This window comes from Pseudomonas sp. RIT623 (assembly GCF_004519305.1).
Classification (GTDB): domain Bacteria; phylum Pseudomonadota; class Gammaproteobacteria; order Pseudomonadales; family Pseudomonadaceae; genus Aquipseudomonas.
This window is the reverse complement of the sequence record NZ_SOZA01000032.1, coordinates 12,320-33,233: the sequence shown is the minus strand read 5'-3', so window position 1 is coordinate 33,233 and position 20,914 is coordinate 12,320. Positions and strand designations below refer to the sequence as shown.

Sequence of the window (20,914 nt, the reverse complement as noted above, 5' to 3'; positions counted from 1 at the left end):
TACTCCGATTGCCTAGCGGGCAGGTTCAGGTTGTGGGGTGGCCACGGCGCTGCGCACGGCGCGCACATCGAGGCTGATCTGATAATCGCGGGGCGGCACCGGCAGCACGCTGCGCCACTGGGCCTGGTCGATCTCGCGGTAGCCGACCACCAGGCCGACCTGGCGGGTGGCCGGGTCGAGCGGGCGTTCCAGGCGCAGTTGCTCGCCAGGTTGCAGCAGCACTTCGTCCTGGTCGATCAGGTCGGCGGCCAGGGTCGCCGAGGCGCGCTCAGCCAGGGCGAAGTAGTCGGCGCGGCTGAACGCGGCGCTGTTCTTCAGCTCGAAGATGCGCACCCGCACCGGCGCCGGGGTGCCACCGGCGCCGGGGTTGAGCCCGGCGGCGGCGCTGAAGTACAGGGTGATGCCCGTGGCCGGCGCCGCGGCGGGGGCGGCGGCTTCGAGCGGCGTGTCCTTGCTGCAGGCACTGAGCAGCACGATGGCCAGGGCTGCGATCAGTCTTGTTGCACTCATCCTCGTCCTCATGACGTGTTGTGTTCTTCCTGGCCCCGGCGTTGGTCTCAGGGGCGTTGCATGCGTTGGCTGTGGGCCTGGTAGGCGCGGCTGAACTCGCGGCCGAACAGGTCCTGGAAATCGTCCTCGGCCTCGCGGGAAAGCTGCTGGTACAGCGTGGTGAACTGCTGCCAGCAATGGGCCTGGCGCGAACCGCCGAACAGCTTCGACAACCCGGCGGCAGGGGCCAGGCGCTCTTCCAGGCGCGCCGGCTCGAAGCGCGCCAACAAGTGCTTGAGCGCCGCCTCGACCCCGGCCATCACGGCCAGCTGGTGCGCGCGCAGGTCGTCGAAGCTGTCGCGTACCGCCTGGTCCGGCGCCATGAATGCCTGGCTGGCGTGGCGCAACAGCAACAGCAGCGCCTCGTCGGCATTGGGGGCGAACTTCAGTGGGTTGTTCTGCACCGGGGCGATGCTGGTCTGCTGCATGCGGAACTCGCCCTTGAGGCTGCTGCGCGCGCGCAGTACATCGATCAGGCCCTCGACCATCAAGCGGTAGCTGCGGCCGATGGCTTCCATCTGCGCGGCGGCATCGGCGGCGTCGATGCGCAGGTGCTCGATGCCGGCGCCGCGCAGGAAGGCCTGGAGCATGGCATCGCCAGCGCCAGCCTGGGCCGCTGCCACAGGGGCCGGCGCCACCGCTGCGGGCGGGGCCGCGACGGGCGCTGCGGGCGGCTCTGGCGCCGGGGCTGGCGGCGCGGCCGGCGTTACCTGGGGTGCCGGTGCCGGGGAGTCATCGAACAACGCCCAGTCGGCGGGAATCACCCCTGGGGCAGCCGGCGCGGCGGCAGGCGCGGGCGGCGGCGCCACAGGCGTTGGTGGACGGAAATCGTGCTGCTGGGCCGGCACATGGTCCGGCTGGCTCACCGGCGCCACGCTGGCCGGGCCAAGAAAATCGAACAGGTCCGGCAGGGTGTCGTGGCTCGACGCTCCTTGCAGGAAGGCCGCTGGCGCGCCGGCGATAGGCGCGCTCGGCGCCGCCACCTGGTTGGCCATCAACGCCTCGAAGCTGTGTACCTCGGGCTGCCCGCCCAGGGGAATGGCCAGGCCGGCATCGATGCGCGCCTGGATTTCGTAATCGCCAATTCGAATAACTTCGCCGTCCATCAACGGTTCGCTGTTACCCCGGCGCAGGCGAATACCGGCGTGTACCAACTCCACGCCGTTGGTGCTGTTGTCGGTCAGGTAGTAACGGCCATCCTTGAACTGGATGACGCAATGTTTCGAAGATACAAGGCGCTCGGGATCGGGCAATACCCAATCATTATCCGTGGCTCTTCCCACCGTAATGGCACCGGTTTCCAGCAACTTCTCCGGACATTGTCCTGGGGTGATCTTGTGGTAACTGGTGATGGTCAGGCAAAGTGCCATCATGCCTCCTTGCATATATATGAAACACTTATCCATCCATTTGAGTGGATGTGCAAGCCCGACCCAGCAAACCGGCCAACCCCGTGTGAACGCTGGGTTATCGCCGAGAAGCCTCATTCCGGAAGGTCGTATTAAACCCTATCGGCAAGGCACTTTGATGGCACCTGACCAATGGACACGAAGGCTTGCCAACTGGTTCACAGTCGCCCCCTCGCGGCGCGTAGCTTACCTTGACAGCAATTTGGAAATAAACCATAAATGCGCAACTTGAGAGTGCCAAAGTGATATCACACTGATATCAACTTCGCATTCTTTGACAAGTTTGTGCGCCAGTTCACAGTTGCAACTTGGCGTATACGAAGCCCGTGCCAAGGGCCGATATGGAGATCGAATTCTGGTGAACTCGCCGCTGCTGCTCGCCGCTGTTTCCGCAGACTTTCCCTGTGGCGACGATCTCGAATACGACGCCGATTTCCTGCAACTGGAACGCGATGCCCAGGGCCGCCCCGAGCGTGTGATGGGCGACGCCGTGCAAGCGGCCGAACCGCCCCAGTGGCGCGCCATCGAACAGTCCTGCAGCGCCCTGTTGCAACGCAGCAAGGACCTGCGCATCACCCATTTCCTGGTCCAGGCCAACCTGGCCTTGCACGGCCTGCCGGGCCTGGCCGCCAGCCTCGAGCTGATCCGCGACCTGCTCGGCGAATACTGGCTGTACCTGCACCCGCAACTGGACGCCGCCGACGACAACGACCCCACAGTGCGGGTCAACGCCTTGGCCGGCCTCACCTGCGACACCAACATCGCCCTGCTGCGCGACGCCGTGCTGGTGCGTTCGCGCGCCTTCGGCCCGGTGACCCTGCGCGCCGCCCTGCACGCCGCCGGCGTGCAGCACTTCGCCAGCGAGCAACTGAGCGCCGAGGAGCTGGGCGCCGCCCTGCGCGACGCCGACCCCGAGCAGCTCGCGCAATGCCGCCAGGCCCTGCAACTGGCCCGCGAAGCGCTGGACAGCATCGAAAACCGGGTCAACGACCAGGTCGGTTCGGCCAGTGGCGTCGATCTGTCCGCCCTGCGCCAGCCACTGCGTCAGGTCCAGCAGGTGCTCGCCGACTACAGCCCGGAAGGTGCCGCGGCCCCGCTGGACGCCAGCGCCGACGAGGCTGCGCCGAGCCCCCAGCACGACCCGCAGCCCACGGCCAGCGCCACTGCCGCCGCGCCGCGCCCAGCCACGCGCCCCGGCGAAGTGAACAGCCGCGACGACGTGCTGCAAAGCCTTGACCGCCTGCTCCAGTACTACGCCCGCCACGAGCCCTCGAGCCCGCTGCCGGTGCTGCTGCGCCGGGCGAAGAACCTGGTCAACGCCGATTTCGCGACCATCGTCCGCGACCTGATCCCCGACGGGATGTCGCAATTCGAGAACCTGCGCGGCCCGGAACACGACTGACGTCGCTCCGGCCGCCTAAACACCGACGCCCGCAACAAGCAGAGCCGCCCTACCGGCGACCAGGAGGAACAACGTGGCGAAAGACAGCTCCCAGAAATTCATCGCGCGCAACCGTGCGCCGCGGGTACAGATCGAGTACGACGTCGAGCTGTACGGCGCCGAGAAGAAGGTCCAGCTGCCCTTCGTCATGGGTGTGCTCTCCGACCTTGCCGGCAAGCCCGCCGAGCCGCTGCCGGCAGTGGCCGACCGCAAGTTCCTGGAGGTCGATGTCGATAACTTCGACTCGCGCCTGAAGGCCATGAAGCCGCGCGTGGCGTTCAACGTGCCCAACGAGCTGACCGGTGAAGGCAACCTGAGCCTGGACATCACCTTCGAGAGCATGGACGACTTCAGCCCCGCCGCCGTGGCGCGCAAGGTCGACGCCCTCAACCAACTGCTCGAGGCCCGTACCCAGCTGGCCAACCTGCTGACCTACATGGACGGCAAGACCGGCGCCGAGGACATCATCCTCAAGGCCATCAAGGACCCGGCCCTGCTCCAGGCCCTGGCCAGCGCGCCGAAACCCGCCGACACCGAGCCGAAGGCCTGAGGAGACCGACCATGACCGATCCGTTGCGCGACAGCCAGGCCCCACAGGCGGCCACCCAGGACCCGAGCGAGTTCGCCAGCCTCTTGCTGCAGGAGTTCAAGCCCAAGACCGAGCGGGCCAAGGAAGCCGTGGAGAGCGCCGTGCGCACCCTGGCCGAGCAGGCCCTGGCGCAGACCAACCTGGTGTCCAACGATGCCATCGGCTCGATCGAGCAGATCATCGCCGCCATCGACGCCAAGCTCACCGCCCAGGTCAACCAGATCATCCACCACGACGACTTCCAGAAACTGGAAAGCGCCTGGCGTGGCCTGCACTACCTGGTCAACAACACCGAGAGCGACGAGCAGCTGAAGATCCGCGTGCTCAACATCTCGAAGAACGACCTGCACAAGACTCTGAAGAAATTCAAGGGCACCGCCTGGGACCAGAGCCCGGTGTTCAAGAAGCTCTACGAAGAGGAATACGGCCAGTTCGGCGGCGAGCCTTACGGCTGCCTGGTGGGCGACTACTACTTCGACCAGTCGCCGCCGGATGTCGAGCTGCTGGGCGAGGTGTCCAAGGTTTGCGCCTCGATGCACGCGCCGTTCATTTCCGCCGCCTCGCCGACGGTGATGGGCATGGGCTCGTGGCAGGAGCTGTCCAATCCGCGCGACCTGACCAAGATCTTCACCACCCCGGAATACGCCGGCTGGCGCTCGCTACGCGAATCGGAAGACTCGCGCTACATCGGCCTGACCATGCCGCGTTTCCTGGCGCGCCTGCCCTACGGCGCCAAGACCGACCCGGTCGAGGCCTTCGCCTTCGAGGAAGACACCGACGGCGCCGACAGCAGCAAGTACACCTGGGCCAACGCCGCCTATGCCATGGCGGTGAACATCAACCGCTCGTTCAAGCACTACGGCTGGTGCTCGCGCATCCGTGGCGTGGAATCGGGCGGTGAAGTACAGGGCCTGCCGGCGCACACCTTCCCCACCGACGACGGTGGCGTGGACATGAAGTGCCCGACCGAGATCGCCATTTCCGACCGCCGCGAGGCGGAGCTGGCGAAGAACGGCTTCATGCCGCTGCTGCACAAGAAGAACACCGACTTCGCCGCCTTCATCGGCGCGCAGTCGCTGCAGAAGCCGGCCGAGTACGACGACCCGGACGCCACCGCCAACGCCAACCTGGCCGCGCGCCTGCCGTACCTGTTCGCCACCTGCCGCTTCGCCCATTACCTGAAGTGCATCGTTCGCGACAAGATCGGCTCGTTCAAGGAAAAGGACGAGATGCAGCGCTGGCTGCAGGACTGGATCCTCAACTACGTCGACGGCGACCCGGCGCACTCCACCGAGACCACCAAGGCCCAGCACCCGCTGGCGGCCGCCGAAGTAGTGGTCGAGGACGTCGAAGGCAACCCGGGTTACTACAACTCGCGCTTCTACCTGCGCCCGCACTACCAGCTCGAAGGGCTGACCGTGTCGCTGCGCCTGGTGTCGAAACTGCCTTCGGCCAAAGGGGCCTAAGCCTGAACGGGGCCGCTGCACGCGCCCCATCGCGGGACAAGCCCGCTCCTACAAAGGCTGCACAAATCCTGTAGGAGCGGGCTTGTCCCGCGATGGGCTGCACAGCAGCCCCAATAGCACCGCCAACCGACTGGAAATCCCGAGGACATCATGGCTGTAGATATTTTCATCAAGATCGGCGACATCAAGGGCGAGTCCCACGACAAGGCCCACAAGGACGAAATCGACGTGCTCAACTGGAGCTGGGGCATGTCCCAGTCCGGCAACATGCACCTGGGCAGCGGCGGCGGCTCGGGCAAGGTCAACATCCAGGACCTGTCGATCACCAAGTACATCGACAAGTCCAGCCCCAACCTGATGGCCCACTGCTCCAGCGGCAAGCACATCGACAAGGTCAAGCTGACCGTGCGCAAGGCCGGCGGTGAAAGCCAGGTCGAGTACCTGATCATCAACCTCGAAGAGGTGATCATCAGCTCGCTGAGCACCGGCGGCTCGGGCAGCGATGACCGCCTGACCGAGAACGTGACCCTGAACTTCGCCAAGGTCACCGTCGACTACCAGCCGCAGAAAGCCGACGGCACCAAGGAAGGCGGCCCGATCAAGTACGGCTGGAACATCCGCTCCAACGTCAAGATCTGATCGACCGCGTGCGCGGCGGCCCACCCGGCGCGCACGCCCCCTCCCACGTCTCACCCGCTCACGGTGAACCTTATGGCCAAGCCTTCTTTCATCAACCTGTGGAATGCCTACCCAAAGGTGTCCTCGCCCTGCGACGGCCCGTGGGACAATCAGTGCGCCATCCGCATGAGCATCGCGCTCAATGGAGAGATGGGCCTGAAGGTCAACAAGTCGACCTACACCGAACCCAAGTGCGCCCATGGCCATGCCCGTGGCGCCGAATCCCTGGCCAACTGGCTGGAGCGCCAGCTCGGCCGCCCGCAGCGCATCGGCGGCAGCGCCCAGGAACGCGAGACGCTCAAAGCCAAGACCGGGATCATCTTCTACAAGGACTGCTTCGCCCGTGCCGGGCAAAGCCAGGAAAACCGCACGGGCGACCATATCGACCTGTGGAACCGCGGCCTGACCAAGGGCTTCTCCGACCAGAACTACCAGTCCAAGCAGGTCTGGTTCTGGGAACTGACATGAGCCGCGCGGCACTGGCAGGCGCCCTGCTGCTGGCCCTGAGCGCCTGCGCCGATGCCGAGCTGCTGACCGAGGCCACGCTCGACGGCCAGCCCGTGACCCTCGCCGAGCGTGCCGGCCAGTGCGTGCTCAGCCGTGGCGAGCAAAGCCTGGCGCTGGACATGCAGTGGCCGTGCAGCCTCAGCCCGGACCGCGCCGGCAAGGCTAGGGTCGAGCAGTTCAACGGCATGCCGATCATACTGGTCACCCACGTGCAGCCGCATCCGACGCTCAAGGGCGCATGCCTGAAGACCTCGCGCGCCGTGCGCCTGACCCAGGCCGGCCTGGAGGCGTCCACGCCGGCACCGAGCGCCTCGTGCGACACCGGCTTCGAAGACCAGAAAATGTTCACAGGGATGTTCCAGTGGTAGCCGAAATCGCCACCCGCGACCGCCTGCAGCCCTCGCTGCTCGATCGCCTGACCGACGACGACCCGGGCAACCCGCAGGAAGCCCCGGACAAGCGCGTGCTCAGCCTGCAGCAGCTCAAGGCCTCGGTACTGCGCGACCTGGCCTGGCTGCTCAACACCACCTCTTTGCTCGACAGCACCGACACCCTGAACACCCACGCCGGCGCCTCGGTGGTCAACTATGGCCTGCCGGCCCTGGCCGGCAACAGTGCCTCGAACATCGACCTGAACGCCCTGGAGCGCATCATCCACCAGGCCATCGCCACCTACGAGCCACGCATTCTCGCCCATACCCTCAAGGTGCGCGCCCAGGCCGCCCCCGGCGAGATGAACGCCAACGCCCTGAGCTTCGAGATCGAAGGCGACCTGTGGGCCCAGCCGGCGGCGCTGCCGTTGCTGCTGCAGACCGACGTCGACCTGGAGTCCGGCCATGTCCGGGTGGCGCCCGCCGAGCGCCGGAGGCGCGCATGAACCCGCGCCTGCTCGAGCTGTACAACCAGGAGCTGCAGCACATCCGCGAGGGTGCCGCCGAGTTCGCCAAGGAATACCCGAAGATCGCCGGGCGCCTGACGCTGTCCGGGATCGAGTGCGCCGACCCTTATGTCGAGCGCCTGCTCGAAGGTTTCGCCTACCTCACCGCGCGGGTGCAGCTCAAACTCGACGCCGAGTACCCGACCTTCACCCACAACCTGCTGGAAATCGCCTACCCGCACTACCTGGCGCCGACCCCGTCGATGACCGTGGTGCAATTGCAGACCGACCCCGACGAAGGCTCGCTGGCCGCCGGATTCCAGCTACCCCGTGACAGCGTGCTGCGCGCCAATCTCGGACGCAACTCACAGACACCCTGCGAGTTTCGCAGTACCCAGGACGTCACCCTGTGGCCCTTGCAGGTGGCCCGGGCCGAGTACTTCGGCAACCCCGGCGCTGTGCTCGGGCGCCTGGCCGCCAGCGAACCGAAAGCCCGCGCCGGCCTGCGCCTGAGCCTGCGCAGCGGCGCCGAAATCCCGTTCGCCAGCCTGCCGCTGAGCCACCTGCCGCTGTACCTCAACGGCGCCGACGAAACCCCGTTCCGCCTCTACGAGCAGCTGCTGGGCAGCGCCTGCGCGGTGTTCGTGCGCCAGCCGGGCGCCGAGTGGAACGAACGCATACCGGTCGAGGACGCCTTGCTGCCATGCGGCTTCGACGACCGCGAAGCGGCGCTGCCGGTGGTGCCCCAGGCATTCCAGGGCTATCGCCTGTTGCAGGAATACTTCGCCCTGCCGCAACGCTTCCTGTTCGTCGATTTCGCCGGCCTGGAGCGAGCAGTGAAACGCTGCAACGGCCAGGATCTGGAGATCATCGTGCTGTTCGAACGCTTCGAGCAGAGCCTGGAAAGCAGTGTCGACGCCAGCCAGTTCGTGCCGTTCTGCACCCCGGCGATCAACCTGTTCCCGCGCCGGGTCGACCGCATCCACCTGACCGACCGGGTGCATGAGCACCACGTGATCGCCGACCGCACCCGGCCTACCGATTTCGAGATTCACTCGTTGCAACGAGTCAGCGGCCACGGCACTGGCCCGGACCAGGAGTTCCTGCCGTTCTATGCCGTGCGCGACCCATCGCGCTATGGCCGCGACCAGGCCTACTACATCGTCCGCCGCGAGCCACGGGTGCTGTCCAGCGAACAGCGGCGCAATGGCACGCGCTCCAGCTACATGGGCAGCGAGACCTTCGTCAGCCTGGTCGACGGCCAGCAAGCGCCCTACCGCCATGATCTGCGCCAGCTGGGCATCAGCGCCTTGTGCAGCAACCGCGACCTGCCGCTGTTCATGAACGTCGGCGACGGGCGCAGCGACTTCAGCCTGGCCGACAGCGCCCCGGTCGCCGCCGTGCGCTGCCTGGCCGGCCCCAGCCGGCCCAAGGCCAGCCATGCCCACGATAATCGTGCCTGGCGCCTGATCAGCCAATTGTCGCTGAACTACCTGTCGCTGGCCGAACAAGGCCAGGGCGCCGCCGCCCTGCGCGAACTGCTGCGCCTGTACGGCGACCCGCAGGACAGCGCCCTGCTGCTGCAGATCGACGGCCTGCGCGAGGTCAGCAGCAAGCCCTGCACCCGGCGCCTGCCGATGCCCGGGCCGATCGTCTTCGGCCGCGGCCTGGAGATCACCCTGACCTTCGACGAGAACGCCTTCCGCGGTACCGGGGTATTCCTGCTCGGCGCGGTATTCGAGCGCTTCCTGACCCGCTACGTGTCGATCAACAGCTTCACCGAAACCGTGCTGCGCACCAGCGAACGCGGCGAGATCATGCGCTGGACCGCCAAGCCCGGGCGCAGGCCGACCCTGTGAACACGCTACAGGCCATGCAGGCCGAGCCCTGGGCCTACGATTTCTTCCAGGCGCTGCGCCGCCTCGAGGCGCAGAACCCGGAACTGCCACGCTTCGGCCACTCGCTGCGCCTGGCCGACGAACCGGTGCGCCTGGGCCAGCGCCTGGACTGCGGTTTCGCCCCGGCGACGCTGGCCTCGGTCACCACCCTGGACGACCAGCCGGCGCGCCTGGAGCAGTTTTTCTTCGGCCTCGGCGGCCCCAACGGCCCGCTGCCGCTGCACCTGACCGAGTACATGCGCGAGCGCCAGCGCAACCATGCCGACCCCACCAGCAAGCGCTTTCTCGATATCTTCCACCACCGCCTGTTGAGCCTGTTCTACCGCGCCTGGGCCGAGGCCCGGCCGACGGTCAGCCACGACCGCCCGGGCGACGACTACTGGGCCGCGCGCCTGGCCGCCTTGAGCGGCCGTGGCCAACCGGAACTGCAAGGCCAGGGGCCGCTGGCCGACACCGCCAAGCTGCACTGGTCCGGTCACCTGGCCGCGCAGACCCGCTACCCCGATGGCCTGTGCAGCATCCTGGCGGGCTACTTCGGCGTGCCGGTGAAGCTCGAGGAGTACGTCGGCCAGTGGCTGGAACTGCCCGAGCGCAGCCAGCTCGGCGTGCGCGCCAACCGCCTGGGCGTGGACCTGTGCCTGGGCCGCTACGTGTGGGACCGCCAACACAAGTTCCGTCTGTGCCTCGGCCCGCTGACCCTCGACCAATACCACGCGCTGCTGCCCGGCGGCCAGGCGTTCGTCGAGCTCGCCGCCTGGGTCGCCGAGTACCTGGGCCAGGAACTGGACTGGGACCTCAACCTCATCCTCGCGCAGGGCGAAGTGCCCGCGCTGCAACTCAATGCCGGCCAACGCCTGGGGTTCGACACCTGGCTCGGCCGGCCATCGCACGATGCTCGCGACCTGAAGCTGGCTCGGTACTACGCCGACCAGCCGGTCAACGCCCCGCCAACAAGGAGTCAAGACCATGGGTGAAATCAGCCGCGCCGCGCTGTTCGGCAAACTCAACAGCGTCGCCTACAAGGCCATCGAGGCCGCCACGGTGTTCTGCAAGCTGCGGGGCAACCCCTATGTCGAGCTGGCGCACTGGCTGCACCAGCTGCTGCAACTGCAAGACAGCGACCTGCACCGCATCGTGCGCCAGTTCAACGTCGAGCCGGCACGCCTGGCCCGCGACCTGACCGACGCCCTCGACCGCCTGCCGCGCGGCTCGACCTCGATCACCGACCTGTCCTCGCAAGTGGAAGAAGCCGTCGAGCGCGGCTGGGTCTACGGCAGCCTGATGTTCGGCGAAAGCCAGGTACGCACCGGCTACCTGCTGGTCGGCATCCTCAAGACGCCGAGCCTGCGCAATGCGTTGCTGGGGCTGTCCAGCGAGTTCGCCAAGCTGAAGATCGAGGCCCTGAGCGAGCGCTTCGACGAGTACGTGGGCGACTCGCCGGAGAACAACCTGGCCGCCAGCGACGGCTTCAGCGCCGCCGCCCCGGGCGAGGCCAGCGGTGCCGTGGCGCCGGCGGCGATGGGCAAGCAGGAAGCGCTCAAGCGCTTCACCGTCGACCTCACCGAGCAGGCCCGCAGCGGCAAGCTCGATCCCATCGTCGGCCGTGACGAGGAGATCCGCCAGTTGGTCGACATCCTCATGCGCCGCCGCCAGAACAACCCGATCCTCACCGGCGAGGCCGGCGTCGGCAAGACCGCCGTGGTCGAAGGCTTCGCCCTGCGCATCGTCGCCGGCGACGTGCCGCCGGCCCTGAAAGACGTCGAACTGCGCAGCCTGGACGTCGGCCTGCTGCAGGCCGGCGCCAGCATGAAGGGCGAGTTCGAACAACGCCTGCGCCAGGTCATCGAAGACGTGCAGGCCTCGCCCAAGCCGATCATCCTGTTCATCGACGAAGCCCACACCCTGGTCGGCGCCGGTGGCGCCGCCGGCACCGGTGACGCCGCCAACCTGCTCAAGCCAGCCCTGGCCCGTGGCAGCCTGCGCACCGTGGCGGCGACCACCTGGGCCGAGTACAAGAAGCACATCGAGAAGGACCCGGCCCTGACCCGCCGCTTCCAGGTGGTGCAAGTGGACGAGCCGAGCGAAGCCAAGGCGCTGTTGATGATGCGCGGCGTGGCCTCGACCATGGAGAAACACCACCAGGTGCAGATCCTCGACGAGGCGCTGGAAGCCGCGGTGAAGCTGTCGCACCGCTACATCCCGGCGCGTCAGTTGCCCGACAAGTCGGTGAGCCTGCTCGATACCGCCTGCGCCCGCGTGGCCATCAGCCTGCACGCGGTGCCGGCCGAGGTGGACGACAGCCGTCGGCGCATCGAGGCACAGGAAGTCGAATTGCAGATAATCGCCCGCGAAGCGGCCATCGGCGTCAACACCGCGCAACGCCAAGCCCAGGCCAACAGCCTGCTGGCTGAGGAGCGCGAGCGCCTGACCGGCCTGGAAAGTCGCTGGGCCGAGGAGAAAGCCCTGGTTGACGAACTGCTGGCCACCCGCGCGCAACTGCGCGAGCAAGTGGGCGTGGTCGACCAGGAAGTGGACGTGCAGGGCAGCCATGAACTGCGCGAGAAGCTCATCGACCTGCAACAGCGCCTCACCGCCCTGCAAGGCGAGAGCCCGTTGATCCTGCCGACCGTGGACTACCAGGCGGTGGCCTCGGTGGTCGCCGACTGGACCGGCATCCCGGTTGGGCGCATGGCGCGCAACGAGATCGAGACCGTGCTCAACCTCGACAGCCACCTGGCCAAGCGCATCATCGGCCAGGACCACGCGCTGAAGATGATCGCCAAGCGCATCCAGACCTCCCGCGCCGGCCTCGACAATCCGAACAAGCCAATTGGCGTGTTCATGCTCGCCGGCACCTCCGGCGTGGGCAAGACCGAGACCGCCCTGGCCCTGGCCGAGGCCATGTACGGCGGTGAACAGAACCTGATCACCATCAACATGAGCGAGTTCCAGGAAGCCCATACCGTCTCCACCCTCAAGGGCGCCCCACCCGGCTACGTCGGCTACGGCGAGGGCGGCGTGCTGACCGAGGCCGTGCGCCGTCGGCCCTACAGCGTGGTGCTGCTCGACGAAGTGGAAAAAGCCCACCCCGACGTGCACGAGATCTTCTTCCAGGTGTTCGACAAAGGCGTGATGGAAGACGGCGAGGGCCGCCAGATCGATTTTCGCAACACCCTGATCCTGCTCACCACCAACGCCGGCACCGAGCTGATCGCCAACACCTGCAAGGACCCGCAGGCCCTGCCCGACCCGGAGGCCGTGGCCACCTCGCTGCGCAAGCCGCTGCTGGAGATCTTCCCGCCGGCGCTGCTCGGCCGCCTGGTGACCATCCCCTACTACCCGCTCAGCGACACCATGCTCAAGGCCATCACCCGCCTGCAGCTGGAGCGCATCCGCAAGCGCGTGGAGGGCACTCACAAGGTCGGCTTCGCCTACGACGACGACGTGGTCGAGCTGATCGTCTCGCGCTGCACCGAGACCGAAAGCGGTGGCCGCATGATCGACGCCATCCTCACCAATGGCCTGCTGCCGGACATGAGCCGCGAGTTCCTCACCCGCCTGCTCGAAGGCAAGCCGCTGGCCAGCGTCAGCATCAGCCGCCGCGACAACGACCTGCACTATGACTTCGGCGCCGCCGACTGACAGGACCGACCATGCTGTTCAAGCAGTTCACGCGCCTGGCGCAAATCAACAGCCCCCTGGGGCCGGACAAACTGATCCTTGCCGAGATGGGCGGCAGCGAGGAGCTTGGCCGCCTGTTCGACTTCGAGCTGCAGCTGACCAGCGACGACCCGGCCATCGACCTCAACCAGTTGCTGGGCAAACCGATGAGCCTGAGCGTGCAGCAGAGCGTCGGCAGCTCGCGGCATTTCCACGGCATCGTCGCCCGCTGCAGCCAGTCGGTGGACCAGGGCCAGTTCGCCGCCTACCGGGTCACCCTGCGCCCCTGGCTGTGGTTGCTGACCCGCACCAGCGACTGCCGGATCTTCCAGCACCTGAGCGCGCCGCAGATCATCAAGCAGGTGTTCCGCGACCTGGGCTTCTCGGACTTCGAGGACGCCCTGAGCCGCAACTATCGCGAGCGCGAATACTGCGTGCAGTATCGTGAGACCAGCTTCGACTTCGTCAGCCGGCTGATGGAGGAAGAAGGCATCTACTACTTCTTCCGCCACGAACAGGAGCGCCACGTGCTGGTGCTCGCCGACGCCTACGGCGCGCACCAGAAGGTGCCCGGCTACGAGACCGTGCCCTACTACCCACCAGACGGCCAGCACCGCGAGCGCGACCATATCAATGACTGGCACCTGGCCCAGGAAGTCCAGCCGGGCTCCCTGGAGCTCAACGACTACGACTTCCAACGCCCCAGCGCGCGCATCGACGTGCGCTCGGCGATGCCACGCCCGCACCAGGCCGGCGACTACCCACTGTACGACTACCCCGGCGCCTACGAGCAGACCCAGGACGGCGAGCACTATGCCCGCACCCGCCTGGAATCATTGCAGAGCCTGCACGAGCGCGTCGAGCTGCGCGGCAATGCCCGTGGCCTGGGCAGCGGCGACCTGTTCAGCTTGAGCAACTTCAGCCGCCAGGACCAGAACCGCGAGTACCTGATCGTCGCCGCGCGCTACTACGTGCACCAGGAACGCCTGGAGAGCGGCGGCGGCAGCGGCGCGGCGCAGTTCGAGAGCAACCTCAGTTGCATCGACGCGCAGCAGAGCTACCGCCCGGTGGGCAGCACCCTGCGGCCGATCGTCAAGGGCCCGCAGACGGCCGTGGTGGTGGGCCCTTCCGGCGAGGAGATCTGGACCGACCAGTACGGCCGGGTCAAGGTGCACTTCCACTGGGACCGCCACGACCAGTCCAACGAGAACAGCTCGTGCTGGATCCGCGTGTCGCAAGCCACGGCGGGCAAGAACTGGGGCTCGATCCAGGTACCGCGGATCGGCCAGGAGGTGATCGTCAGCTTCCTCGAAGGCGACCCCGACCGGCCGATCATCACCGGGCGGGTGTACAACGCCGAGCAGACAGTGCCCTACGACCTGCCCGGCAGCGCCACGCAAAGCGGCATGAAGAGCCGTTCGAGCAAGGGCGGCAGCCCGGCCAACTTCAATGAAATCCGCATGGAGGACAAGAAGGGTGCCGAACAGCTGTACGTGCACGCCGAACGCAACATGGACAGCGTGGTGGAGCAGAACCAGACGTTGTCGGTGGGCATCAGCCGGGTCAAGACCGTGGGCATGATCGAGACCGTGACCATCGGCCAGGATCGCCTGCGCTCGGTGCGCCAGCGCGACATCCTGCTGGTCGGCGGCGACAAGCGCGACAGCGTGCACGGCAACTATGTGATGGATGCCGGCGACCAGATTCGCCTGGTCTGTGGCGACAGCGTGATCGAGTTGAAATCGGACGGCACCATCAATATCAGCTGCACCCAGTTCAACATCCATGCGACGGCGGATGGGATCATCAATACCGATGGCAAGCTCGACCTGAACCTGGGGGGCGGCCCGCAGGCCAAGGCCTCGGGCCAGGGTGACAAGGGCGAGATCGACGGGCGGGTGAAGCAGGTGTTCAAGCAGTAACGCCAAAGGACTCATCGCGGGGCAAGCCCGCTCCCACGCCATGAGCATCGCCACGCGCCTCGTGGGTGCGGGCTTGTCCCGCGACAGGGCGCGAAACCGACAACCCTTTGGCCCCAGGTAATAGTGTTTTACCAATCAGCCTGGTTTTCCGCCGCTGCGCTTTGCCTATCCTAGGCCGGTCACCCTGTCTGCGATGGCCCCATGAAAGACTCGTTCCCCAGCCGCTACGCCTGCCTGGCCCTGTGCCTGCTGTTCACCCTTGCCAGCCTGCCTTTCCTCGCCCAGCACGACTGGCTCTGGCCACTCTCCGTGATCACCGCCCTGCTCAGCCTGGTCGGTCTCAACGACCTGCGCCAACAGCACCACGCGGTGCGCCGCAACTACCCGATCCTGGGCAATATCCGCTACCTGATCGAAACCATCCGCCCGGAGATCCGCCAGTACCTGCTCGAAGGCGACGACGACAAGCTGCCGTTCTCCCGCGCCCAGCGCTCGCTGGTCTACGCCCGGGCCAAGAACGAAAGCGCCGAGAAGGCCTTCGGCACGCTCAACGACGCCTACAAGCCGGGTTTCGAGTTCATCAGCCATTCGATGCTGCCGGTGCAGATGCCCGACCCTGCCTCGTTTCGCATCCGCATCGGCGGGCCGCAGTGCGGCCAGCCGTACTCGGCGTCGATCTTCAATATCTCGGCGATGAGCTTCGGCGCCCTCAGCGCCAACGCCATCGCCGCGCTGAACAAGGGCGCGCACCTTGGTCGTTTCGCCCACGACACCGGCGAAGGCAGCATCAGCCCCTATCACCGCGAGCACGGCGGCGACCTGATCTGGGAAATCGGCAGTGGCTACTTCGGCTGCCGCACCGAGGATGGTCGCTTCGACCCCGAGCGCTTCGCCAACCAGGCCCGCGACGCTCAGGTGAAGATGATCGAGATCAAGCTCAGCCAGGGCGCCAAGCCGGGCCATGGCGGCATCCTGCCGGGGCACAAGGTCAGTGCCGAGATTGCCGCGACCCGCGGTGTACGTGAAGGCGAGGACTGTATCTCGCCAGCGGCGCACAGCGCCTTCCGCACGCCGTTGGAGTTGCTGCAGTTCGTCGCCCGCTTGCGTGAGCTGTCTGGCGGCAAACCGGTGGGTTTCAAGTTCTGCCTGGGCCACCCGTGGGAGTTCATGGGCATCGCCAAGGCCATGCTGGCCACCGGCATCACCCCGGACTTCATCGTCGTCGATGGCAAGGAAGGCGGCACCGGCGCGGCGCCCCGGGAGTTCTCCGACAACATCGGCGTGCCGCTGCGCGAGGGCTTGATGTTCGTGCACAACACCCTGGTCGGGCTGAACCTGCGCGAGCGCGTGCGCATTGGCGCGGCGGGCAAGCTGGTCAGCGCCTTCGACATCGCCAGCGTGCTGGCCATCGGCGCCGACTGGGTCAACTCGGCGCGCGGCTTCATGTTCGCCATCGGCTGTATCCAGTCGCAAAGCTGCCATACCAACAAGTGCCCGACCGGGGTGGCCACCCAGGACCCGCTGCGCCAACGCGCACTGGTAGTGCCGGAAAAGGCCGAGCGGGTCGCCAGCTTCCACCGCAATACCCTGCATGCCCTGGCCGAGATGCTCGCCGCCGCGGGCCTGGACCACCCTGCAGAACTCAAGCCCAAGCACCTGGCGCGACGCATCAGCCCCAGCGAGATCAGCCTGTTCTCGCAGTTGCACACTTTCCTCAAGCCAGGGGAATTGCTCAGCGGCGCGATCGCCAGCGAGTTCTACGCGCGGATGTGGCGGATGGCACGCAGCGACAGCTTTGCGCCAGAGACGGGCGAGGCGGCGCAGGCAGCGATCGCCCCGCGCCGCAAAGAAACAGCCCCGGCATAGGCCGGGGCTGCGGGTGACGCGGGATCAGGATCAGAAGATGCTGATCGGGTACTCGACGAATACGCGGACTTCGTTGCCGTCGTCCATGTAGAAGTCGGCGACGTTGCGCGAGGTACGCAGGAAGGAGCTACGCAGCTTGACCGACAGGTCCTTGGCTGGGCCTTCCTGTACGACGTAACGCAGCTGGTTGAAGATTTCGCGCTCTTTACCTTCACCATTGCCGTGGGTGTTGATGTTATCACCACGCACGTAGGCGACCTTGTAGGTCAGCCCTGGCACGCCGAAGGCGCCGAAGTCCAGGCCGTAGCCAATCTGCCAGGAACGCTCGTCTTCTGCGTTGAAGTCGGACCAGTAGGAGTTGGCCAGGTAGATGGTCGAGCCACCGTCGCCGAAACCACGATCATTCTGGTAACCACCGTAGTTGTAGCCGGTATCGCCAGTGCTGCGCTGGTGCGCGATGGTCACCGAGTGAGGGCCGTACGCATAGGTAGCCGCCAGGCTCCAGATGGTGTTGTCCCGGTCACCCTCACGCATGCCCAATTTATTGATGAGCTTCTTGTCGAGCTTGGACTTGTAGCCATTGAAGTCCAAGGTCAGGGACTGGTCCGCCGCAATCGGGTAGACGTAGTTCATGCCCAGGTAGTGCTTCTTCATCACGTCTTCGTTGTCGGCGGTATACAGCGACGCGGTGAAGTTGTCGGTGAACTTGTAGCTACCGCCGAGCACGTTGATCGACTTCAGGCCACCGCCGTCACGGCGTTCGGCACTCTTGCGCGCTTCCTGGGTGAAGCGGCCAGCGTTCAGCTCCAGGCCTTTGATTTCCTTGGAAGTGATGAGGGTGCCGGTGAAGCTTTCCGGCAGCAGACGACCATCGTCGTACTGCAGCACTGGCAGGGTCGGCATCTGGTCACCGTACTTGAGCACGGTGTTGGAGATGCGGAACTTCACGGCTGCGCCACCACGGGCCAGGTCATGCGGACCACTGGCGTTATCGTCGGCGTTCTTGGTGTTGTGTGGCTTGAAGAAGTCGACACCGCCACCACCGTTGTGGCCCTTGCCGCCATCCAGACGCACCGCGTACAGGCCGAATGCATCGACACCGACACCGACGGTACCCTGGGTGAAACCGGAGGAGAAGTTGGCGATGACGCCCTGGCCCCATTCGATCTGGTCGTCGGTATTGTGCTTCTTGTCGCGGTTGATGTAGGCGTTGCGCAGCAGGACGTTGGCGTGGCTGTCTTCGATGAAGCCCTTGCTTTCGGCCTGCTCATTGGCCTGTGCCTGGGTCGCGGCGATCATCGCCAGGGCGACCAGGCTGATCCTGGTTTTCAACATGTTTATTTTCCTTATTAAGTATTCAAAAACGCTCTGCATTAGAACGCCAGGAACCAACGCCCCTTCGTAGGTTCGACGCTATGCGGATCCAAGCCGGAAGGCCCGTCGATGGTCTGCAACGGGCCTTGCAGCCGCATGGCCAAGTCATGGCCAGCAGGCGTAGACGCCGAATCCTAGCCTTGCCTGCTTATACATGTCAAAAAATCGTGAAATGCAGGTTGATATAACCAAAAACCAGGTCGGCGCTGGTGCATTTCCATGCATATCTGCCGTGGGTCAGCGCAAATTTGTCTCTTTTGTGCAAAGCCGGCGACAAACGCACAACTGTCATATGGATCGCGCGACGTTGACCCCTTCGCTGGCAAGGCCAGCGCCTACAAAAAGCATGCATCACGGCGTAGGAGCCGGACTTGCAGGCGAATAGGAGAATTCGCAAAAACCACCCGAACGAATGTTACAAACTGATACATATGTAAAGACAAGCCTTTACGAATAGGCGAGCAATAGCAAATAGCAAGCATTACCATTCGCGCCCAATTTCTCACTAGCCAACCCGGACGCCCGTAATGCTTGCCCCTTGCCGCCTTTCGCCCCTGACCCTGGGCCTGTCGCTGCTGTGCAGCGCCGGCCTGGCCAACGCCGCCACCACGACCCTGCCGGAAACCGCGGTCACCGCCGACAGCACCCGCGAGGAAGACAACCCACGCGTGCGCGAAGTGACCACCGCGACCCGTACCTCGACCCCGGCACGCTACGTGCCCCAGGCCATCGACTCGGTGAAGACGCGCAACGTGCTGGACTACGGCAGCAGCAACCTGGGCAAGGCGCTCGAGGGCATCCCCAACGTCAGCAGCAGCGCCGACACCCGCTTCGACAGCCTGCGCATCCGCGGCTTCGACGCCAGCAACGACTTCTACCTGGACGGCGTGCGCGACGATAGCCAGTACACCCGCGACCTGCACAACATCGAACGAGTCGAGGTGCTCAAGGGCCCGGCGGCGGTGCTGTATGGCCGCGGCAGCCAGGGCGGCATCGTCAACCGGGTGAGCAAGGCCCCGGAACATGGCCGCCGCTCGACCGTCGAGGCCCAAGGTGGCAGCCAGGACCTGCGTAGCCTGTACGCCGACCTCAGCGCCGACCCCAGCGACACCCTGAGCCTGCGCCTGAACCTGGGCAACGAGGACAAGAACAGCTTCCGCGACGGCATCGACGGCAACCACCGCCAGTTGTTCGCGCCGTCCATGAGCTGGCAGCTGAACCCCGACCTGAACTGGCTGGTGCAATACGAGTACAGCCGCTACAACCGCACCCCGGACCGTGGCATCCCAGGCAACCCGCTGACCGGGCGCCCGGCCGACGTCAGCCGCAAGACCACCTACGGTGATACCCAGCGCGACTACATCGACGACCGCGCGCAATCGCTGCGCTCGCGCCTGAACTACGACCTCAACGACCAGTGGCAACTGCGCCACACCTTCAGCCTGTTCAAGCTGGAGAGCGATTTCGACAATACCTACCTCACCGGCTACACCCCCTCGACCGGCATGGTCGGGCGCCAGCGCTGGTTGCAGGACCTGAGCACGCGCAATATCTACAACACCGTGGAGCTCGAAGGGCATGTGCAGACCTACGGTCTGGAGCACACCCTGCTGGTGGGCCTGGAGGTCGGCGAACAACGTCGCCATTCGCGCCTCGACCAGGGCGTCGGTGTGCCTGGCGCGCCGATCAGCGGATCCACCGCGCGCAATCAACACAACGGGACGATGAAGCTGTTCAGCAACAACGTCACCGATGTCGACAGCACCGGTTTGTACCTGCAGGACCAGATCCGCCTGAACGATCAGTGGCAAGTACTGCTGGGCGGGCGCTTCGACCGCTTCGAGGTGGAAACCACCAACAAGATGCGCGGTATTGCCGAGACACAGAAGGACACTAGCTTCAGCCCACGGGTGGGTGTGATCTATACGCCTTGGCGCGATCACTCCTTCTATGCCTCCTGGAGCAAGAGCTATTCCCCGGTCGGTGGTGGCCTGATCGGCATCACCCCTGGCGCTGCCGGCAATACCAACCAGACCGATCCGGAGCTCACCCGGCAGAAAGAGGTTGGGGTCAAGAGCGAGTGGTTCGATGAGCGCCTGAGCACCACCCTCGCCGTCTACGAACTGGAACTGTACAACCGCCGTACCCGCGACCCGCAGAACCCGGAAATCATTCTGCTGAGCGGCCTGCAGCGCTCGCGCGGCATCGAGCTGACCGCCACTGGCAATGTGGTTGGCAACTGGTACGTACGAGGCGGTATCGGCCTGCAGGATGCCACCATCGTCAAGGACAACAACGGCCAGGAGGGCAACCGCATCAACGATGTGGCCAAGCGCAACGCCAGTCTGTTCGTGACCTGGAAGCCGGAGCTGGGCTGGTACGCCGAGACCGGCCTGACCTTGGTCGGCGACCGCTACGCCGACAACGCCAACAGCATCGTGCTGCCAGGCTATGGCCGCTGGGATGCCCTGGCTGGCTACCGCACCCATGACTGGGATGTACGCGCGGCGCTGAGCAACATCACCGACAAGACCTACTACAGCTCGGCTACCAGCGGTTCGCAGATCCAGTTTGGCGACCCGCGTAGCCTGGTGGTCACCGGCAGCTACACCTTCTGATCGGCCCAACCCAACCTGTAGCAGCGGCCCCCAGCGGCTGACGGATTGCGCAGCCTGCTG

General features: G+C 65.7%; 16 protein-coding genes. 13 read left to right on the top strand and 3 right to left on the bottom strand.

Features of this window, described 5'->3' with window-relative positions:
- Nucleotides 1–12: 12 nt before the first annotated feature.
- Nucleotides 13–510 carry a type VI secretion system lipoprotein TssJ gene (tssJ, locus tag E3U47_RS19230; protein ID WP_134693248.1) on the bottom strand — a complete coding sequence of 166 codons (498 nt, stop codon included), beginning with the start codon at nt 508–510 and terminating at the stop codon, nt 13–15.
- 47 nt (nt 511–557) lie between these two features.
- Nucleotides 558–1,919: a type VI secretion system-associated FHA domain protein TagH gene (gene tagH, locus E3U47_RS19225; protein WP_134693247.1), complete on the bottom strand. Its 1,362-nt coding sequence runs from the start codon at nt 1,917–1,919 to the stop codon at nt 558–560.
- 397 nt (nt 1,920–2,316) lie between these two features.
- On the opposite strand from tagH, the gene tssA reads away from it, so the two are divergent.
- From tssA to E3U47_RS19165, 12 genes are all read left to right on the top strand, one after another.
- Nucleotides 2,317–3,360: a type VI secretion system protein TssA gene (gene tssA / locus E3U47_RS19220; protein ID WP_134693246.1), complete on the top strand. Its 1,044-nt coding sequence runs from the start codon at nt 2,317–2,319 to the stop codon at nt 3,358–3,360.
- A 73-nt stretch (nt 3,361–3,433) separates the two neighbouring features.
- A complete protein-coding gene (tssB, locus tag E3U47_RS19215) occupies nt 3,434–3,949 on the top strand; it encodes a type VI secretion system contractile sheath small subunit (RefSeq protein WP_134693245.1) in 516 nt (171 codons plus the stop codon).
- Nucleotides 3,950–3,960: 11 nt separating this feature from the next.
- Nucleotides 3,961–5,454, top strand: coding sequence for a type VI secretion system contractile sheath large subunit (gene tssC / locus E3U47_RS19210; protein ID WP_134693244.1), 1,494 nt, complete (start codon nt 3,961–3,963; stop codon nt 5,452–5,454).
- A 150-nt stretch (nt 5,455–5,604) separates the two neighbouring features.
- The gene (locus tag E3U47_RS19205) at nt 5,605–6,093 is read left to right on the top strand and encodes a type VI secretion system tube protein Hcp (RefSeq protein ID WP_023632508.1); all 489 of its coding nucleotides are present in this window, start codon (nt 5,605–5,607) and stop codon (nt 6,091–6,093) included.
- 72 nt (nt 6,094–6,165) lie between these two features.
- A complete protein-coding gene (locus E3U47_RS19200; RefSeq protein WP_134693243.1) occupies nt 6,166–6,600 on the top strand; it encodes a type VI secretion system amidase effector protein Tae4 in 435 nt (144 codons plus the stop codon).
- A complete protein-coding gene (locus tag E3U47_RS19195) occupies nt 6,597–7,007 on the top strand; it encodes a hypothetical protein (RefSeq protein ID WP_134693242.1) in 411 nt (136 codons plus the stop codon). The genes E3U47_RS19200 and E3U47_RS19195 overlap by 4 nt, the downstream gene beginning before the upstream one ends.
- A complete protein-coding gene (tssE, locus tag E3U47_RS19190) occupies nt 7,001–7,516 on the top strand; it encodes a type VI secretion system baseplate subunit TssE (protein ID WP_134693241.1) in 516 nt (171 codons plus the stop codon). The genes E3U47_RS19195 and tssE overlap by 7 nt, the downstream gene beginning before the upstream one ends.
- Nucleotides 7,513–9,375 (top strand): type VI secretion system baseplate subunit TssF, encoded by a 1,863-nt coding sequence (gene tssF / locus E3U47_RS19185; protein WP_134693240.1) that lies wholly within the window; start codon nt 7,513–7,515, stop codon nt 9,373–9,375. The genes tssE and tssF overlap by 4 nt, the downstream gene beginning before the upstream one ends.
- Nucleotides 9,339–10,388, top strand: coding sequence for a type VI secretion system baseplate subunit TssG (tssG, locus tag E3U47_RS19180; protein WP_134693239.1), 1,050 nt, complete (start codon nt 9,339–9,341; stop codon nt 10,386–10,388). Before tssF ends, tssG begins: the two co-directional genes overlap by 37 nt.
- On the top strand, nt 10,381–13,056 hold the full coding sequence (tssH, locus tag E3U47_RS19175) for a type VI secretion system ATPase TssH (protein ID WP_134693238.1): 2,676 nt from the start codon (nt 10,381–10,383) through the stop codon (nt 13,054–13,056). Before tssG ends, tssH begins: the two co-directional genes overlap by 8 nt.
- An 11-nt stretch (nt 13,057–13,067) precedes the next feature.
- Complete coding sequence (locus tag E3U47_RS19170; RefSeq protein ID WP_134693237.1) at nt 13,068–14,996, top strand: type VI secretion system tip protein VgrG; 1,929 nt, start codon at nt 13,068–13,070, stop codon at nt 14,994–14,996.
- Nucleotides 14,997–15,197: 201 nt separating this feature from the next.
- Nucleotides 15,198–16,862 carry an FMN-binding glutamate synthase family protein gene (locus E3U47_RS19165; RefSeq protein WP_134693236.1) on the top strand — a complete coding sequence of 555 codons (1,665 nt, stop codon included), beginning with the start codon at nt 15,198–15,200 and terminating at the stop codon, nt 16,860–16,862.
- A gap of 30 nt (nt 16,863–16,892) precedes the next feature.
- Here E3U47_RS19165 and E3U47_RS19160 read toward each other — a convergent pair whose 3' ends face one another.
- Entirely contained in the window at nt 16,893–18,197 is a 1,305-nt protein-coding gene (locus tag E3U47_RS19160; RefSeq protein WP_134693235.1) for an OprD family porin, read from the bottom strand.
- 566 nt (nt 18,198–18,763) lie between these two features.
- On the opposite strand from E3U47_RS19160, the gene E3U47_RS19155 reads away from it, so the two are divergent.
- On the top strand, nt 18,764–20,854 hold the full coding sequence (locus tag E3U47_RS19155) for a TonB-dependent siderophore receptor (RefSeq protein WP_134693234.1): 2,091 nt from the start codon (nt 18,764–18,766) through the stop codon (nt 20,852–20,854).
- Nucleotides 20,855–20,914: the final 60 nt, after the last annotated feature.

Bases quoted from the DNA above. Each gene is read 5' to 3' on its own strand.
- E3U47_RS19155 (WP_134693234.1), top strand. From the start codon at position 18,764: ATGCTTGCCCCTTGCCGCCTTTCGCCCCTGACCCTGGGCCTGTCGCTG.
- E3U47_RS19170 (WP_134693237.1), top strand. From the start codon at position 13,068: ATGCTGTTCAAGCAGTTCACGCGCCTGGCGCAAATCAACAGCCCCCTG.
- tssH (WP_134693238.1), top strand. From the start codon at position 10,381: ATGGGTGAAATCAGCCGCGCCGCGCTGTTCGGCAAACTCAACAGCGTC.
- tagH (WP_134693247.1), bottom strand. From the start codon at position 1,919: ATGGCACTTTGCCTGACCATCACCAGTTACCACAAGATCACCCCAGGA.
- tssC (WP_134693244.1), top strand. From the start codon at position 3,961: ATGACCGATCCGTTGCGCGACAGCCAGGCCCCACAGGCGGCCACCCAG.
- tssF (WP_134693240.1), top strand. From the start codon at position 7,513: ATGAACCCGCGCCTGCTCGAGCTGTACAACCAGGAGCTGCAGCACATC.
- E3U47_RS19160 (WP_134693235.1), bottom strand. From the start codon at position 18,197: ATGTTGAAAACCAGGATCAGCCTGGTCGCCCTGGCGATGATCGCCGCG.
- E3U47_RS19200 (WP_134693243.1), top strand. From the start codon at position 6,166: ATGGCCAAGCCTTCTTTCATCAACCTGTGGAATGCCTACCCAAAGGTG.
- E3U47_RS19165 (WP_134693236.1), top strand. From the start codon at position 15,198: ATGAAAGACTCGTTCCCCAGCCGCTACGCCTGCCTGGCCCTGTGCCTG.
- tssJ (WP_134693248.1), bottom strand. From the start codon at position 510: ATGAGTGCAACAAGACTGATCGCAGCCCTGGCCATCGTGCTGCTCAGT.
- E3U47_RS19195 (WP_134693242.1), top strand. From the start codon at position 6,597: ATGAGCCGCGCGGCACTGGCAGGCGCCCTGCTGCTGGCCCTGAGCGCC.
- E3U47_RS19205 (WP_023632508.1), top strand. From the start codon at position 5,605: ATGGCTGTAGATATTTTCATCAAGATCGGCGACATCAAGGGCGAGTCC.